This window comes from Nitrospirillum amazonense, from assembly GCF_007828045.1.
Taxonomy (GTDB): domain Bacteria; phylum Pseudomonadota; class Alphaproteobacteria; order Azospirillales; family Azospirillaceae; genus Nitrospirillum; species Nitrospirillum amazonense_C.
This window is the reverse complement of the sequence record NZ_VITN01000011.1, coordinates 152,043-166,194: the sequence shown is the minus strand read 5'-3', so window position 1 is coordinate 166,194 and position 14,152 is coordinate 152,043. Positions and strand designations below refer to the sequence as shown.

At 69.2% G+C, this 14,152-nt stretch carries 13 protein-coding genes; 2 read left to right on the top strand and 11 right to left on the bottom strand.

Annotation, left to right across the window (positions count from 1 at the left end; all coding sequences use genetic code 11):
• Position 1: 1 nt before the first annotated feature.
• Positions 2-925 (bottom strand): DMT family transporter, encoded by a 924-nt coding sequence (locus FBZ89_RS17990; RefSeq protein ID WP_145751255.1) that lies wholly within the window; start codon positions 923-925, stop codon positions 2-4.
• Positions 926-1,040: 115 nt separating this feature from the next.
• Between FBZ89_RS17990 and FBZ89_RS17985 the strand changes: the two genes are divergently transcribed.
• Positions 1,041-2,456, top strand: coding sequence for an aminotransferase-like domain-containing protein (locus FBZ89_RS17985; protein WP_246172303.1), 1,416 nt, complete (start codon positions 1,041-1,043; stop codon positions 2,454-2,456).
• Here the strand turns inward: FBZ89_RS17985 and FBZ89_RS17980 are convergent.
• From FBZ89_RS17980 to gltX, 4 genes are all read right to left on the bottom strand, one after another.
• On the bottom strand, positions 2,444-3,151 hold the full coding sequence (locus tag FBZ89_RS17980) for a 2-phosphosulfolactate phosphatase (protein ID WP_145751253.1): 708 nt from the start codon (positions 3,149-3,151) through the stop codon (positions 2,444-2,446). The two genes, FBZ89_RS17985 and FBZ89_RS17980, sit on opposite strands and share 13 nt — an antisense overlap.
• A gap of 197 nt (positions 3,152-3,348) precedes the next feature.
• The gene (locus FBZ89_RS17975; protein WP_145751252.1) at positions 3,349-3,573 is read right to left on the bottom strand and encodes a hypothetical protein; all 225 of its coding nucleotides are present in this window, start codon (positions 3,571-3,573) and stop codon (positions 3,349-3,351) included.
• Positions 3,574-3,592: 19 nt separating this feature from the next.
• The gene (gltA, locus tag FBZ89_RS17970; protein ID WP_145751251.1) at positions 3,593-4,912 is read right to left on the bottom strand and encodes a citrate synthase; all 1,320 of its coding nucleotides are present in this window, start codon (positions 4,910-4,912) and stop codon (positions 3,593-3,595) included.
• Between the two features lie 112 nt (positions 4,913-5,024).
• Positions 5,025-6,431, bottom strand: coding sequence for a glutamate--tRNA ligase (gltX, locus tag FBZ89_RS17965; RefSeq protein ID WP_145751250.1), 1,407 nt, complete (start codon positions 6,429-6,431; stop codon positions 5,025-5,027).
• A 391-nt stretch (positions 6,432-6,822) separates the two neighbouring features.
• Between gltX and FBZ89_RS17960 the strand changes: the two genes are divergently transcribed.
• Positions 6,823-8,889: a ComEC/Rec2 family competence protein gene (locus tag FBZ89_RS17960; RefSeq protein WP_186457422.1), complete on the top strand. Its 2,067-nt coding sequence runs from the start codon at positions 6,823-6,825 to the stop codon at positions 8,887-8,889.
• Between the two features lie 38 nt (positions 8,890-8,927).
• Here FBZ89_RS17960 and lexA read toward each other — a convergent pair whose 3' ends face one another.
• From lexA to FBZ89_RS17930, 6 genes are all read right to left on the bottom strand, one after another.
• Complete coding sequence (gene lexA / locus FBZ89_RS17955; RefSeq protein ID WP_145751248.1) at positions 8,928-9,650, bottom strand: transcriptional repressor LexA; 723 nt, start codon at positions 9,648-9,650, stop codon at positions 8,928-8,930.
• A 152-nt stretch (positions 9,651-9,802) separates the two neighbouring features.
• Entirely contained in the window at positions 9,803-11,002 is a 1,200-nt protein-coding gene (locus FBZ89_RS17950; RefSeq protein ID WP_145751247.1) for a molybdopterin molybdotransferase MoeA, read from the bottom strand.
• Positions 11,003-11,015: 13 nt separating this feature from the next.
• Entirely contained in the window at positions 11,016-11,507 is a 492-nt protein-coding gene (gene moaC / locus FBZ89_RS17945) for a cyclic pyranopterin monophosphate synthase MoaC (protein WP_145751303.1), read from the bottom strand.
• 2 nt (positions 11,508-11,509) lie between these two features.
• Positions 11,510-12,325 (bottom strand): indole-3-glycerol phosphate synthase TrpC, encoded by an 816-nt coding sequence (gene trpC / locus FBZ89_RS17940; RefSeq protein WP_145751246.1) that lies wholly within the window; start codon positions 12,323-12,325, stop codon positions 11,510-11,512.
• Complete coding sequence (gene trpD / locus FBZ89_RS17935; RefSeq protein ID WP_145751245.1) at positions 12,322-13,386, bottom strand: anthranilate phosphoribosyltransferase; 1,065 nt, start codon at positions 13,384-13,386, stop codon at positions 12,322-12,324. Before trpD ends, trpC begins: the two co-directional genes overlap by 4 nt.
• Complete coding sequence (locus tag FBZ89_RS17930; RefSeq protein WP_145751244.1) at positions 13,383-14,006, bottom strand: anthranilate synthase component II; 624 nt, start codon at positions 14,004-14,006, stop codon at positions 13,383-13,385. The genes trpD and FBZ89_RS17930 overlap by 4 nt, the downstream gene beginning before the upstream one ends.
• Between the last annotated feature and the right edge of the window lie 146 nt (positions 14,007-14,152).

The window sequence follows — 14,152 nt, the reverse complement described above, 5'->3', positions numbered from 1 at the left end:
CTTATCCCCGGCGGCTTGCCCGTCGCGCGCCGGCCACGCATAGGACCACGACCAGGGCCGTGCCCAGGACGGCCGGTCCCACCGGCTCGCCCAGCAGCAGGGCCGCCAGGCCGAAGCTGCAAAAGGGCTGCAGCAGCTGGATCTGTCCCACCGCCGCCGTGCCGCCCAGGCCCAGGCCGTGGTACCAGAAGAAAAAGCCGATCAGCATGCTGAACAGGGTGACGTAGCCCAGCGCCAACCAGGCGCTGGCCGGTACGGACTGCCAATCGGCGGGGAAGGTGGCCCACGCCAACGGCGCCATGAGGGGTAGGGACAGCACCAGCGCCCAGCAGATGACGGGCCAGCCGCCCAGGTGGCGCGACAGCCGCGCCCCCTCCGCATAGGCCAGGCCGCAGACGGCCACGGCCAGGATCATCAGTCCGTCGCCGGGTGCCAACTGGACTCCACCCCGCAGCAGGGCGGGCGCCAGCGCATAGGCGGCGATGGCCGCCGCACCCGCGCAGGAGAACAGCCAGAAAGACGCGCGCGGCCGGTCACCGCCGCGTAGCGCGCCGAACACGGCGGTCGAGATGGGCAACAGGCCACTGAAGACGACGGCGTGGGTGCTGGGCATCCAACGCAGGGCCAGGGCCGACAGCAGGGGGAAGCCGACCACCGCGCCGCTGGCGACCACCGCCAGGGCGGGCAGGTCGCGCCAGCCGGGCCGGCGGGGCCGCAGCAGGACCAGCAGGCCGGCGGCGACGATGCCGGCCAGGGCCGCCCGCGCCAGGCTGAGGAAATTGGCATCCAGCCCGGCCAGGCCGATCTTGGTCACTGGCAGGCTGCCGCTGAAGATGATCACGCCCATCAGGCCGTAGACAAAGCCTGCGGCCGGCTGGCGCGTTGGTGCCGTGGTAAGGGGCGCGGGGACGGTGGTGTCCGTCATGGCGGGGCATCCTGGTTCGTGACGATGCCGATGCTGCCTTCCGCCGGGACCGGTCACAAGGTATGGTGCAGTACGGTTTAAGCAAACTGTACTGGTCCAAATGGCGATACAGTCGATGGGGACCCCCGCCGGCATGACCTTGGTGGGGACGGTCATGGCCGAGATTCATGCCCGGGTGGATGGCCGGCTGCTGGCGGCCGGCGCCCGCGCGCCTTCCATCCGCATGCTGGCGGAGCGCTTGGGCGTGTCGAAGTCCACGGTGGTGGAGGCATACGATCGCCTGGTGGCGGAGGGCGTGCTGCTGGCGCGCCCAGGCTCCGGCTTTTACGTCGCCAAGCGGGCGGCGCCGCTGGCGCTCATGGGCACGGCGCTCGCCGGGGCGGAGCCGCCACCGGACCGGGCGGTGGACCCCCTGTGGCTCATGCGCCAGGCCTTGGAGCCGGGCGAGGGCGTGCTGAAGCCCGGGTGCGGCTGGCTGCCGGCCGGCTGGATGCCGGAACCGGCCATCCGTCGCGCCTTCCGCGCCTTGGCGCGGGCGCCGTCGGGGGCCCTTTTGGACTACGACAACCCCCTGGGCTATCCGGCCTTGCGCCGCCACCTGGCTGATCGTTTCGCCGCCCGGGGCATCGCGGCGGCGGCCGACCAGATCATGCTGACCGACAGCGGCAGCCAGGCCATCGACCTGGTTTGCCGCTATCTGCTGGAGCCGGGGGACGTCGTGCTGCTGGATGACCCCTGTTACTACAACTTCAAGACCGTGGTGGCGGCCCACCGTGCCCGCGCCGTGCCCGTGCCCTACACCCCCACGGGGCCGGATCTGGCGGTCTTCGCCCAGGCGGCGGCGAGCCATCGGCCGCGCCTCTACATCACCAACGCCGCCCTGCACAATCCCACGGGTGCCAGCCTGACCGCACCGGTGGCGCACAAGCTGCTGACCCTGGCGGCGGCTCACGACATCCTGATCGTCGAGGATGACATCTTCAGCGATTTCGAGGCGGAGCCATCGCCCCGGCTGGCCGCCTTCGATGGGCTGGAGCGGGTGATCCATATCGGCAGCTTTTCCAAGACGCTGTCGGCGGCGGTGCGCTGCGGCTATGTCGTGGCGCGGGGTGACTGGATCCAAGGCATTGCCGATGTGAAGCTGGCCACCGCCTTCGGCAATGCCACCACCAATCCCCGGATCGTCCACCAGTTGCTGACCGACGGCAGCTATCGCCGGCATATGGAGGGTGTACGCGCGCGCCTGGCCGGCGCCATGGGACGTACGGTGCGGCGGCTGGAGGCTTTGGGGCTTAAGCCCTGGGCGGAACCCCGGGGCGGCATGTTCCTGTGGGCGGCCCTGCCGCCGGGCGTGTCGTCGGTGGCGTTGGCCCGCACGGCGCTGGACCACGGGGTGGTGCTGGCGCCGGGTGACGTCTTCAGCCTGACCAATACCGCCGACGGCTTCCTGCGCTTCAATGTCGCCCAGTGCGACAGCCCCCGCATTTTCGAGGTGCTGGCCCAGGCGATGGAAGGGGCTTACGGCGCCTGATAGGCGCCATCACGCAAGACCGGTGCCGTGGCGCTGACGTTCAGCTCAACGGCAAGTTCCACATCATCGGCGTAGCCCCAGCCGGCCAGTTCCCGGCCCGACCGGCCGCCCCGGATAATGTCGGCCAGATCCGGCCCGGCCGCCCTGTACGCGTCGCACGCCACCCGCGCCTCGGCGGATGTCGGCAGGTCCAGCGCCGCGATGATGGCACCGGCCCCCAGCAGGTCTTCCACCGCCGGGCGCAAGCCGCCATCCGGCCAACGCTCACCCGCCGGAATGACGGCGATGTCGCCACCATCGGCCAGCAGCCGGGCCTGCCGGGCGACAGCCGTGGTGTTGCGCAGGCAGCCTGCCAGCACCTTCGCCGTGCCGCCCGCGAGGGAGAGCCGGGAACCATTGGGTGAGGGCAGCATAAGCCGGATGCCGGACGTGATGGTGGTGAGGGAGCGGGGCGACAGGCTGAGTTGGCCGCCAGCGTTGCGCGGGGCCGCCAGCACGGCATTTGCCGCGTCAGCGGCCGCCTGGGCTGCATCAGTGTCGCCATAGGGAAAGGGCAGAATGGCCGCACCGCGGCTGGTCGCGATATCGACGGCCGTGGAAAAGGACAGGATGTCGACGATGACCAGCACCGCCACGCGTTCACGCAACGCCTCCACCCCGGCCAAGCCCCATTCGCTGTGTACAGTCTGGGTCATGATCGCACCTGCGACGTGCAACTCCGGCCATCAGTCCGACCGGTACCTGTTGTGGAAATCTTTGGTCGCATGCCCTGATGGCAATGCCAGCAATGCATGGCGGTGAACGCGGACCAACGGCGCGATATAGAGGAAAAGGCCGCCCGGTTGCCCGGACGGCCTTTCCAAAAAAGCACGGGAAGGTGCTGCCATCGTCCTCAGTGCAGCAGGGACACCACGGTGGCCGCGATGCCCAGGACTGCGCCCAGGGTGGCGAAGGTCATCCACACCAACCGCTTCAACCGCCGGCCCGGGGGCACGGGGTTGTCGTTGGCCGGCAAGTGGCCCTCCAGCGAACGGGCAGGCAGGATGCGGGCGCGGGGTCGGGACCGGCGGCCGCCTGTCCCGTTATCGCCATCGCTGGGATGAACCCGCTCCGCCATCGTCCCGTCCGCCTATGCCTTAGCGCTGCTCGACCGGGACATAATCCCGCGTCGTGGCGCCGGTGTACAGCTGACGCGGACGGCCGATCTTCTGCGAGGTGTCGGCGATCATTTCCTGCCACTGGGCGATCCAGCCCACGGTGCGGGCCAGGGCGAACAGCACGGTGAACATGCTGGTGGGGAAGCCGATGGCCTTCAGGATGATGCCCGAGTAGAAGTCGACGTTCGGGTACAGCTTCTTCTCGACGAAGTACGGGTCTTCCAGGGCGATGCGCTCCAGCTCCACCGCGATGTCCAGCAGGGGGTCGTCCTTGATGCCCAGTTCGGCCAGGACTTCCTTGCAGGTCTGCTGCATGACCTTGGCGCGCGGATCGTAATTCTTGTAGACCCGGTGGCCGAAGCCCATCAGGCGGAAGCTGTCGTTCTTGTCCTTGGCACGGGCGATAAACTCGGGGATCCGGTCCTTGTGGCCGATCTCACCCAGCATCTTCAGCACGGCCTCGTTGGCGCCGCCGTGGGCGGGGCCCCACAGGCAGGCGATGCCGGCGGCGATGCAGGCGAAGGGGTTGGCGCCGGAGGAACCGGACAGACGCACCGTGGAGGTGGAGGCGTTCTGCTCGTGATCGGCGTGCAGAATGAAGATCTTGTCCATCGCCTTGGCGATGACAGGGTTGATCTTGTACGGCTCGCACGGGACGCCGAAGGTCATGTTGAGGAAGTTCTCAGCATAGCCCAGGTCGTTGCGCGGATACACGAAGGGCTGGCCGATCGAGTACTTGTAGGCCATGGCGGCCAGGGTCGGCATCTTCGCGATCAGGCGGTGCGAGGCCACCATGCGCTGGCGCGGATCCTCGATGTCGGTGCTGTCGTGGTAGAAGGCGGACAGGGCGCCGACCACGCCGCACATGACGGCCATCGGATGGGCATCGCGACGGAAGCCGCGGAAGAACTGCGACAGCTGCTCATGCACCATCGTGTGATAGGTGATGGAGCGCTCGAACTCGCTCTTTTCCTTGGCGTTCGGCAGCTCACCGTGCAGCATCAGATAGCAGACTTCCATGAAGTCGCTCTTCTCGGCCAGCTGCTCGATGGGGTAGCCGCGGTGCAGCAGGACGCCCTTGTCGCCGTCGATGAAGGTGATCTTGGACTCGCAGCTGCCGGTCGAGGTGAAGCCGGGGTCGTACGTGAAGTACCCGGTGTCGCCGTAGAGCTTGCGGATGTCGATCACGTCAGGGCCGGTCGTGCCGTGCATGACGGGGAACTCGTAAGACTTACCGGTTTGGTTGTCGGTGAGGGTGACCGTTTTCTTTCCGGCCGCCGGTGTCGTCGTATCGCTCATTTCGGCACGTCCTTGTTTATACGGAGCGGGGCCCTCTGCCCCTTATTGGTCTTTATGACGCGGTGCGGAGTGTAGTGTTCCGCACCGCCGAAGGCAATGACGCCAGGAGGGCTCAGGCACCCCCTGCGACATCACTGATACGGGCCAGGGTTTCAGCCTGGCCCAGCACTTCCGCCACCTCGAAGATCGGTGGCGAGACCGTGGAACCGGAGAGTGCAGCGCGCAATGGCTGGGCCAGTTTGCCCAGCTTCAGGCCCGTCTCCTCGGCGTACGCGCGCACGATCCCCTCCAGGGTCGCCGCGGTCCAATCGGACGCGTCCTTCAGGCGGCCGGCGATGGTCGCCAGCTGGGCCCGGGCCTCGTCGGACAAGAGTTGGGTGGCCTTCTCGTCCAGCGGAAGGGGGCGGGCCGTGATATAAAACTGTGCGCCCGCCGCAAGTTCCACCAGGGTCTTGGCCCGCGCCTTCAGGCCCGGCATGGCGCGGCGCAGCAGATCGCGGTCGGCGTCGCTCAACGCACGCCCCAGGGCCGTGACCAATCGGGGGCCGATCAGGTCCACCAGCCGGGCATCGTCCGCCTGCCGGATGTAATGGCCGTTCAGGTTGTCCAGCTTGGCGTAGTCCATGCGCGACGGGGACCGGCCGATGCCTTCCAGGTTGAACCAGGAGATGGCGTCCTCGGTGCTGATGATCTCATCATCGCCGTGGCTCCAGCCCAGGCGCAGCAGGTAGTTGCGCAGCGCCTCCGGCAGATAGCCCAGGTCACGGTAGGCCTCGGCCCCCAGGGCGCCGTGGCGCTTGCTGAGCTTGGCGCCGTCCGGTCCGTGGATCAGGGGGATGTGGGCGAAGTCCGGCGGTGTCCAGCCCATGGCCTGGTAGATCTGCAGCTGGCGGAAGGTGTTGGTCAGGTGGTCGTCACCCCGGATCACCTGGGTCACGCCCATGTCCTGGTCGTCCACCACCACCGACAGCATGTAGGTCGGCGTGCCGTCGGCGCGCAGCAGCACCATGTCGTCCAGCTGGCTGTTCTGCACCCGCACCTCGCCCTGCACCTTGTCCTGCAGAACGGTTTCGCCCTCGCGCGGGGCCTTCAGGCGGATGACGGGCGCCACGCCGGCCGGCGCCTCCGACGGGTCGCGGTCACGCCAGCGGCCGTCATAGCGCATGGGCAGGCCGGCGGCCTTCTGCTGCTCCCGCATCTCTTCCAGCTCTTCCGGCGAGCAGTAGCAATGGTAGGCATGTCCCTGGGCCAGCATGGTGCGCGCCACCTCGGCATGGCGCTCCCGCCGCTCGAACTGGCTGACGGCGTCGCCGTCCCAGGTCAGGCCCAGCCAGCTCAGGCCGTCGATGATGGCGTCCACCGCCGCCTGGGTCGACCGCGCCCGGTCCGTATCCTCGATGCGCAGCAGGAAGGTGCCGCCGTGGTGACGGGCGTACAGCCAGTTGAACAGGGCGGTACGGGCGCCGCCGATGTGCAGGTAGCCAGTGGGGGACGGGGCGAAGCGGGTGACGACACTCATGGGAAACGCACTCTCCGGCATGCGGGGCGGGTGGCGCACCGTCGGGGCGTCGGGAAGGGTCGCCTAGGCAGGGACGCATCCAGAGGTTGACGGTGCCACGCGAATATCGAGATAGCTGGTGATCAGGTCCGGCGGCACAATAACCGCCAGGGGCGCATCACCAGGATGCGGAAGCCGCTGAGATAGCACACCCGGAACGAAGATGCACCCTGAGGCAGACCCCGCTGGAGAGGACTGGGACCGTGAGGCCCCGTACTTGTCGAATGGGTCCTATTTAGCTACTGGGCGGAGCGAATTTGGCGCCGACCCACCTCCTTCAGATGTGATGCGGATCACACATCGTGTGCTCGGCGCGTTAGCCAGCATTGTCGCATCTGCGTATGTCAATTTGGTGGAAGAGCGCGAACGTTGGGTCCTTTGGGTTCCCGTCTTCCTGGGGACCGGCATCGCCCTGTACTTCGCCATGCCGGGGGAGCCGCCGCCCTGGTCGGGCCTGCTCTTCACCCTAGGAGCCTTTGGCCTGTACCTGCTGGCGGGAGAGCGTTTGCCCCTGCGGCTGGCCCTGGGCGCCCTGCTGGCCCTGGGCGTGGGCTTCACGGCGGTGGAGGCCCGCACCACCTGGCTCAAGACCCCCATCCTGCAACGTCCCCTGGACCCCGTGCCGGTGGAGGGCCGCGTGGCCAATGTGGAGCGGCTGGACAAGGGCGTGCGCGTCACCCTGGCCGATCCGCACATCCCCCGCCTGGCACCGGAATTGACGCCGCCCGCCGTACGCATCCGTCTGCGGCCCACCGACACGGCACCGCCGGCCGGCACGCGGGTGCGCATCCTGGCGGCCCTGCGCCCGCCGCCGGACAGCCCGGAACCCGGCGCCTACGACTTCCGCCGCTCCGCCTTCTACCAGGGCATCGGCGCCGTGGGCTTCGCCTTCAAGACGCCCGAGGTGGTGGCGCCGGCGCCGGTGGGCCTGGTCGGCTGGGTGAACGACCGCGTGGTTGCCTTGCGTGAGCTGATCGCCGACCGCGTGGCCGCCCGCCTCAGCGGCGCGCCCGCCATGATCGCCATCGCCCTGCTGAATGGGGAACAGACGGGTATTCCCCCCGATGATCTGCAGGCCATGCGCGTTTCCGGCCTGCAACATATCCTGTCCATCTCCGGCCTGCACATCAGCCTGGTGGCGGCGCTGTTCTACTTCTTCGCCCGGGCGGCCCTGGCCCTGTGGGAGGGGGTGGCGCTGCGCCATCCCATCAAGAAATGGGCCGCCGCCTTCGCCATCCTGGCCACCCTGGCCTATATGATGCTGGTGGGCGCGCAGGTGCCCACCTTGCGCTCCGTCCTCATGACGGCGCTGGCCATGGTGGCCATCCTGGCCGACCGGTCGGTCCTGAGCCCCCGGGCCATCGCCGTCGCCGGCATCCTCTGCCTGCTGTACCAGCCGGAGCAGTTGCCCGGCCCCAGTTTCCAGATGAGCTTCGGCGCCGTGCTGGCGCTGATCAGCGCGTATGAGGTGTTGCGCGGCCCCTTGAACCGCTGGCGCAAGGACGGGGGCTGGCTGCGCCGTGCCGCCCTGTTCGTCGGGGGGCTGTGCCTGACCTCCATCATCTCCACCATCGCCACCATGCCGTTCTGCCTCTACCACTTCCAGCAGGTGGCCAATTACGGCGTGCTGGCCAACCTGATCGGCATTCCCATCACCGAACTGTGGATCATGCCGCTGTGCCTGCTGGCCTATGTCGCCATGCCCTTCCATCTGGAGGGGTGGATCATCGACATGATCGGCTGGGGCTGCGAGGGCATCCTATGGACGGCGCGCGTCACGGCCGCCTTGCCTGGCGCCGCTCTGCATGGGGCGGCCTTGTCCGACCTGGCCTTCGGCCTGCTGGTGGTGGGCGGCCTGTGGCTGATGCTGTGGCGCCACCGCTGGCGCCTGCTCGGCTCGGTGCCCATCGCGCTCGGCTGCGTGCTGGTGCCGTTGACGCCCCGGCCGGACATGGTGGTGTCGGGTGGCGGGACCATGGTGGCGGTGCGCGATGGCGGCGGCAAGCTGTGGCTGTCGTCCTCGCGCGGCGGCGGCTTCGAGGTGGAGACCTGGGGCAAGCGCGATGGCGGGGAGGGGCGCCCGCCCGCCTGGCCCATCGTGGGCACGGATGACGGCAGCCTGCGCTGCGACAGCCTGGGCTGCCTGTACCATCCCGACCTCTATCGGCCGGAGCGACGCGACCCCGCCGCCCCGGACGGGCGCCTGGTCGCCATCGCCTGGACCCGCGACGCCCTGGCGGAAGATTGCGACAACGCCGACCTGGTGATCTCCCGCGTGCCGGCCGCCGGCTGTGACGCTCCCCGCGTCATCGGCCCCGACGTGCTGGCCGCCCGTGGCGCGCACGCCCTGTACTTCGAGCGCGGCGGCGTACGCATCGAGACGGTACACGACCCGCAAAGCAAACGGCCCTGGGACTGAGGTCGCCAGGGCCGTTGTTTAGTCTGGGATGGCCGTGGTCAATACCGGCGGAATAAGCCCACCAGGCGGCCTTGCACCCGCACGCGGTCGGCGCCGAACACCCGGGTCTCGTAGGAGGGATTGGCCGGTTCCAGGGCGATGGAGTTGTTCTTGCGGCGCAGGCGCTTCAGCGTCACCTCGGCGGCGTCGACCAGGGCGACGACGATGGCGCCGTTCTCCGCCGTCTCGCAGCGCTGGATGATGACGGTGTCGCCGTCATGGATGCCAGCCTCGACCATGCTGTCGCCTGCCACTTCCAGGGCGTAGTGCTCCCCGATGCCCAGCATGGAGACGGGGATGTCTATGGTACTGCCGCTGTCGCGCAGCGCCTCGATGGGCAAACCGGCGGCGATGCGGCCATAGAGGGGCAGGCTGACGGCACCGATGGCATCGCCGGCATCCTTGCCGGGCAGACCCGCCTGGAAATCGGCCTTGATGACGTTAGGCTTGAAGCGGGGTTCCACCTCCGCCGGTGCGGCCGCCGCGGCCTTCTTGGGCGCGGGCGTCATTTCCGGCAGGCGCAACACCTCCAGCGCGCGGGCGCGGTGGGGCAGGCGGCGGATGAAGCCGCGCTCCTCCAACCCGGTGATCAGGCGATGGATGCCGGACTTGGACTTGAGGCCCAAGGCGTCCTTCATCTCATCGAATGAGGGGGAGACGCCGCCTTCACCCAGATGCTGGTGGATGTACAGCAGCAGCTCCTGTTGCTTCCGCGTCAGCATATCGCCCCCTTCGCTGTGTCGAGCCGCTAGATATGGAACAAACCCGAAACGTACTGGCCATGTTCTATTTTGGTTCACGGCCCGCGTCAAGGGTTAGCGATGAAAAACCACCGGACGATGACAGATTTAGGGCGACCGAAGGGGGGTAGGCCCTAAATCCCGTCCAGCGGGACGATGTCCACCACCGTGCCGGCCTCGGCGGCAGGGGCGTGGGGCGGGCGGATGATCAGGCAGTCCGCCGCCGCCAGGCGACTCAGCATGGAACTGTCCTGCTGGGTGAAGGTCGCGACAGCGGGCAGGGCACCGTCGCCGGCCGTCAGGGTGGCGCGCAGATAGTCCTGCCGCCGGTCGTTGGCAGGCAAGGCGTTGGTCAGCACGGCTCGCGCCCGGGGCAACTCCGCCGGGGCCAGCCCCTGCATCCGGCGCAGCGCCGGCACCAGGAACAGGGTGGCGCACACCAGGCTGGAGACAGGGTTGCCCGGCAGGCCCAGCAGGGGCGTGCCCCCCAGGCGGCCGAACATCAGCGGCTTGCCCGGCCGCATGGCGATCTTCCAGAAATCCAGGTCCACCCCCTGGCCGCCCAGCATGTCGCGGACCAGGTCGTATTCGCCGACGGAGGCGCCGCCGGTGGTGACCAGCAGGTCGCATCCGGCCGCCCCCCGGGCCAGGATCGCCAAGGTATCGGCGTCATCGGGTGCGATGCCCAGGTTGACCGGGGTGCCGCCATGGCGTCGCACCAGCGCCGCCAGCGCCAGGCCGTTGCTGCTGACGATCTGGCCAGGGCCGAGCGGCTCACCCGGCATCACCACCTCATCGCCCGTGGCCAGGACGGCGACGCGGGGCCGGCGGTGCACGGTCAGGAAAGGATGGTTCATGGCGGCGGCCAGGGCCACGTCGCGCACGGTCAGGGGGCGGCCCGCTTTCAGGCCCACGGTCCCGGCGGTGAAGTCCAGGCCGGCGGCGCGCACCCAGCGGCCGGGCGTACCTTCGCGCACCCGCACGCCGCCGCCCAGGTCGTCGCAGTCTTCTTGCAGCACCACGGTGTCGGCGCCGTCGGGGATGACGCTGCCGGTGAACAGGCGCACCGCCTGGCCCGAGGCCACCGTGCCGGCGAAGGGCCGGCCGGCCGGCGCCTCGCCGATGCGGGCCAGCGTGACGGGCAGGGAGCCCAGGTCCGATCCCCGCACCGCCCAGCCATCCATGGCGGAGACGGCGGCCGGCGGCTGCGTCACCCGCGCCACGACATCGGCGGCCAGCACGCGGCCAACCGCCTCGCCCACCCCCACCAGTTCGCCGGCCAAGGGCTGGAACTGGGCGAGGATGCGGGCCAGCGCTTCGTCAACGGGGATCATGGCAGGACCTGGTTCAGGGGGTTTCCGCGCGATAGGGGCCGCTTTTGCCGCCATCCTTGGCGATCAGGCGGATGTCGGCGATGACCATGCCCTTATCCACCGCCTTGCACATGTCGTACAGCGTCAGGGCGGCGACGCTGACAGCGGTCAGCGCCTCCATCTCCACGCCGGTGCGACCCTTCAGCTTGGCCGTGGCCTCGATCTCCACGGCGTTGCCCTCGGGCAGGCAGGTCAGGTCCACCGTCACCTTGGTCAGGGCCAGCGGGTGGCAGAGGGGGATAAGGTCGGGCGTGCGCTTGGCCGCCATGATGCCGGCCAGCCGCGCCACGCCCAGCACATCGCCCTTGCCCATCTGGCCCGCCTGGATCAGGGCCAGGGTCTCCGCCTTCATGACCACGCGGCCGCGGGCGGTCGCCAGGCGCTCCGTCTCCGCCTTGTCCGAGACATCGACCATCACCGCCCGGCCGGCGGCGTCGAAATGGGTGAAGCCGCTGTTCTCCGACATGGTCACGCCACGGCCTTGTCGAGCCCCAACAGGGCGCGGGTGGCGGCCGCCACGTCGGCCTGGCGCATCAGCGATTCACCCACCAGGAAACGGCGGGCGCCCACGATCTCCATGCGCAGCAGATCCTGCGGATGATAAAGGCCGCTCTCCGCCACCAGGGGGCGGCCCGGCGGCACCATGCCGGCCAGCATCTCGGTGGTGGCGAGGTCGATGGACAGGGTCTTGAGGTTGCGGTTGTTCACGCCCAGCAGGCCACCGGGCAAGGCCAGGGCGCGTCGCATCTCCTCAATGTCATGCACCTCGACCAGGACATCCATGCCCCAGCCGGTGGCGGCGTCATACAGCTCCAGCGCCTGGGCGTCGTCCAGCGCCGCCATGATCAGCAGGATGCAGTCGGCACCCAGGGCGCGGGCCTCCGCCACCTGGTAGGTGTCCAGCACGAAGTCCTTGCGCAGCACCGGCAGGTCGCAGGCGGCGCGGGCCGCCACCAGGTATTCATCGGCCCCCTGGAAATAGGGCACGTCGGTCAGCACCGACAGGCAGGCGGCGCCACCCTCCTGATAGGCCCGGGCCAGGGCGGGGGGATCGAAATCCTCCCGGATCAGGCCCTTGCTGGGGCTGGCCTTCTTGATCTCGGCGATGAGGGCGTACAGGCCGGCATCCACCTTGGCCTGCAGGGCGCGGGCGAAGCCCCGGGTGGGGCCGGCGTCGCGCGCGGCCCGTTCCACCTCGGCCAGGGGGCGGGCGGCTTTGCAGGCGGCGATATGCTCACGCTTGTCGGCGCAAATCCGGGTCAGGACATCTGCGGCGTCGCTCATGCGCGTGTTCCTTCAGTATCTTCCACTGCCGGGGGCGGCAGGGGGCAATGACGGGCCAGGGCCGCCAGCTTGGCGGCGGCGCGGCCGTCGTCCAGGGCCTGGGCCGCCTGGGCCACGCCGTCACGCAAGGTGGTGGCCTTGTCCGCGACGATCAAGGCGGCGGCGGCATTGATCAACACAATGTCACGGTAGGCGCCCTGTTCCCCCGCCAGCACGGCACGCAGGGCCCGGGCGTTCTCCACCGCGTCGCCGCCCCGGATGTCCTCGGGCCGGGCGCGGGTCAGGCCGGCGTCCTCCGGCGTCACCTGGAAGCGGCGGATGGCGCCGTGGCGCAACTCCGCCACATGGGTGGCGCCGGTGGTGGTGATCTCGTCCAGCCCGTCCTCGCCGCTGACCACCCAGGCGACGTCCGTGCCCAGGCGGTTCAGCACCTGGGCCAGCGGTTCCACCCAGCGCTCGGCGAACACGCCCATCAGTTGGCGCTTGGCGCCCGCCGGGTTGGACAGGGGGCCGGTCAGGTTGAAAATGGTACGGGTGCCCAGCTCCACCCGCGTCGGGCCCACGTTGCGCATGGCGCCATGGTGGCGGGTGGCCATCAGGAAGGTGATGCCGTCCTGCCATAGGGCGGTGCGCACGGCCTCCAGCTCCGCCTCCACGTTCACGCCCAGCTGGCCCAGCACGTCGGCGGCGCCGGATTTGGAGGAGAGGGCGCGGTTGCCGTGCTTGGCCACCGGCACGCCGCAGGCGGCCAGCACGAAGGCCACGGTGGTGGAGATGTTGTAGGTGCCGCTGGCGTCGCCACCGGTGCCGCAGGTGTCGATGGTGCCCGGCGGGCAGTCGATGCGGGCGGCGCGGCCGCGCAGCGCGCGCACCGCGCCCGTGATCTCATCCACCGTTTCGCCGCGCACGCGCAGCGCCATGAGGAAGCCCCCCATCTGGGATGGGGTTGCGTTGCCGGACATGATGATGTCGAAGGCGGCCAGGGCCTGATCCTCCGACAGGCGCTTGCCCTCGGCCACCCGGCCGAGCAGCGCCTTCATGTCACCGATGTCACCGCTCATGCCGCCAGGCCGGTCTTCTTGACGGCCTTGCGCGCCACGCCGGCGAAATCGAGGAAGTTCGCCAGGATCTGGTGGCCGTGGTCAGAGGCGATGCTCTCGGGATGGAATTGCACGCCGTGGATGGGCAGGACGCGGTGGCGCAGCGCCATGATCATCTGGTCCTCAGCACCCCCTTCGATCCAGGCGACCGACTCCAGTTCCGCCGGCAGGGTTTCCCGCTCCACGATCAGGGAGTGGTAGCGCGTGGCGGCGAAGGGCGAGGGCAGGGTCTTCATGACGCCTTCGCCCTGGTGGGTGACCTGGCTGACCTTGCCGTGCATGGGCACCGGCGCGCGGATGACGCGGCCGCCGAAGGCCTGACCGATGGCCTGGTGACCCAGGCAGACGCCCAGCAGGGGGATGCCCCGTTCCGCGGCGGCCGTGATCAGGGGCAGGCAGATGCCGGCCTTATCGGGATCGCAGGGGCCGGGGGAGAGGACGATGGCCTCCGGCTTCAGGGCCAGCGCGTCATCCACACTCAGGGCGTTGTTACGCCAAACGGCCACGTCGGCGCCCAGCTCGCCGATGTAATGGACGAGATTGTACGTGAAGCTATCGTAATTATCGATGAGCAGCAGCATGATCTGGGAACCCGTTCGGGGGGAATTGGACGTGGCCAAAGGTGGCCTACACTAGTCCCGAGGCCGCGCGCAGGGCAACCGGATTGGGCGCGGATCCGATAAGCGGCATAAGCCGCCTAGGAGATTGCCAGTGCGCCGGCGCTGTA

Coding starts and splice junctions, on each gene's coding strand:
- FBZ89_RS17985 (WP_246172303.1), top strand. CDS start 1,041: ATGGGGACCCCCGCCGGCATGACCTTGGTGGGGACGGTCATGGCCGAG.
- trpD (WP_145751245.1), bottom strand. CDS start 13,386: ATGAGCGGTGACATCGGTGACATGAAGGCGCTGCTCGGCCGGGTGGCC.
- FBZ89_RS17975 (WP_145751252.1), bottom strand. CDS start 3,573: ATGGCGGAGCGGGTTCATCCCAGCGATGGCGATAACGGGACAGGCGGC.
- FBZ89_RS17990 (WP_145751255.1), bottom strand. CDS start 925: ATGACGGACACCACCGTCCCCGCGCCCCTTACCACGGCACCAACGCGC.
- gltX (WP_145751250.1), bottom strand. CDS start 6,431: ATGAGTGTCGTCACCCGCTTCGCCCCGTCCCCCACTGGCTACCTGCAC.
- FBZ89_RS17930 (WP_145751244.1), bottom strand. CDS start 14,006: ATGCTGCTGCTCATCGATAATTACGATAGCTTCACGTACAATCTCGTC.
- moaC (WP_145751303.1), bottom strand. CDS start 11,507: ATGTCGGAGAACAGCGGCTTCACCCATTTCGACGCCGCCGGCCGGGCG.
- lexA (WP_145751248.1), bottom strand. CDS start 9,650: ATGCTGACGCGGAAGCAACAGGAGCTGCTGCTGTACATCCACCAGCAT.
- FBZ89_RS17950 (WP_145751247.1), bottom strand. CDS start 11,002: ATGATCCCCGTTGACGAAGCGCTGGCCCGCATCCTCGCCCAGTTCCAG.
- FBZ89_RS17980 (WP_145751253.1), bottom strand. CDS start 3,151: ATGACCCAGACTGTACACAGCGAATGGGGCTTGGCCGGGGTGGAGGCG.
- gltA (WP_145751251.1), bottom strand. CDS start 4,912: ATGAGCGATACGACGACACCGGCGGCCGGAAAGAAAACGGTCACCCTC.
- trpC (WP_145751246.1), bottom strand. CDS start 12,325: ATGAGCGACGCCGCAGATGTCCTGACCCGGATTTGCGCCGACAAGCGT.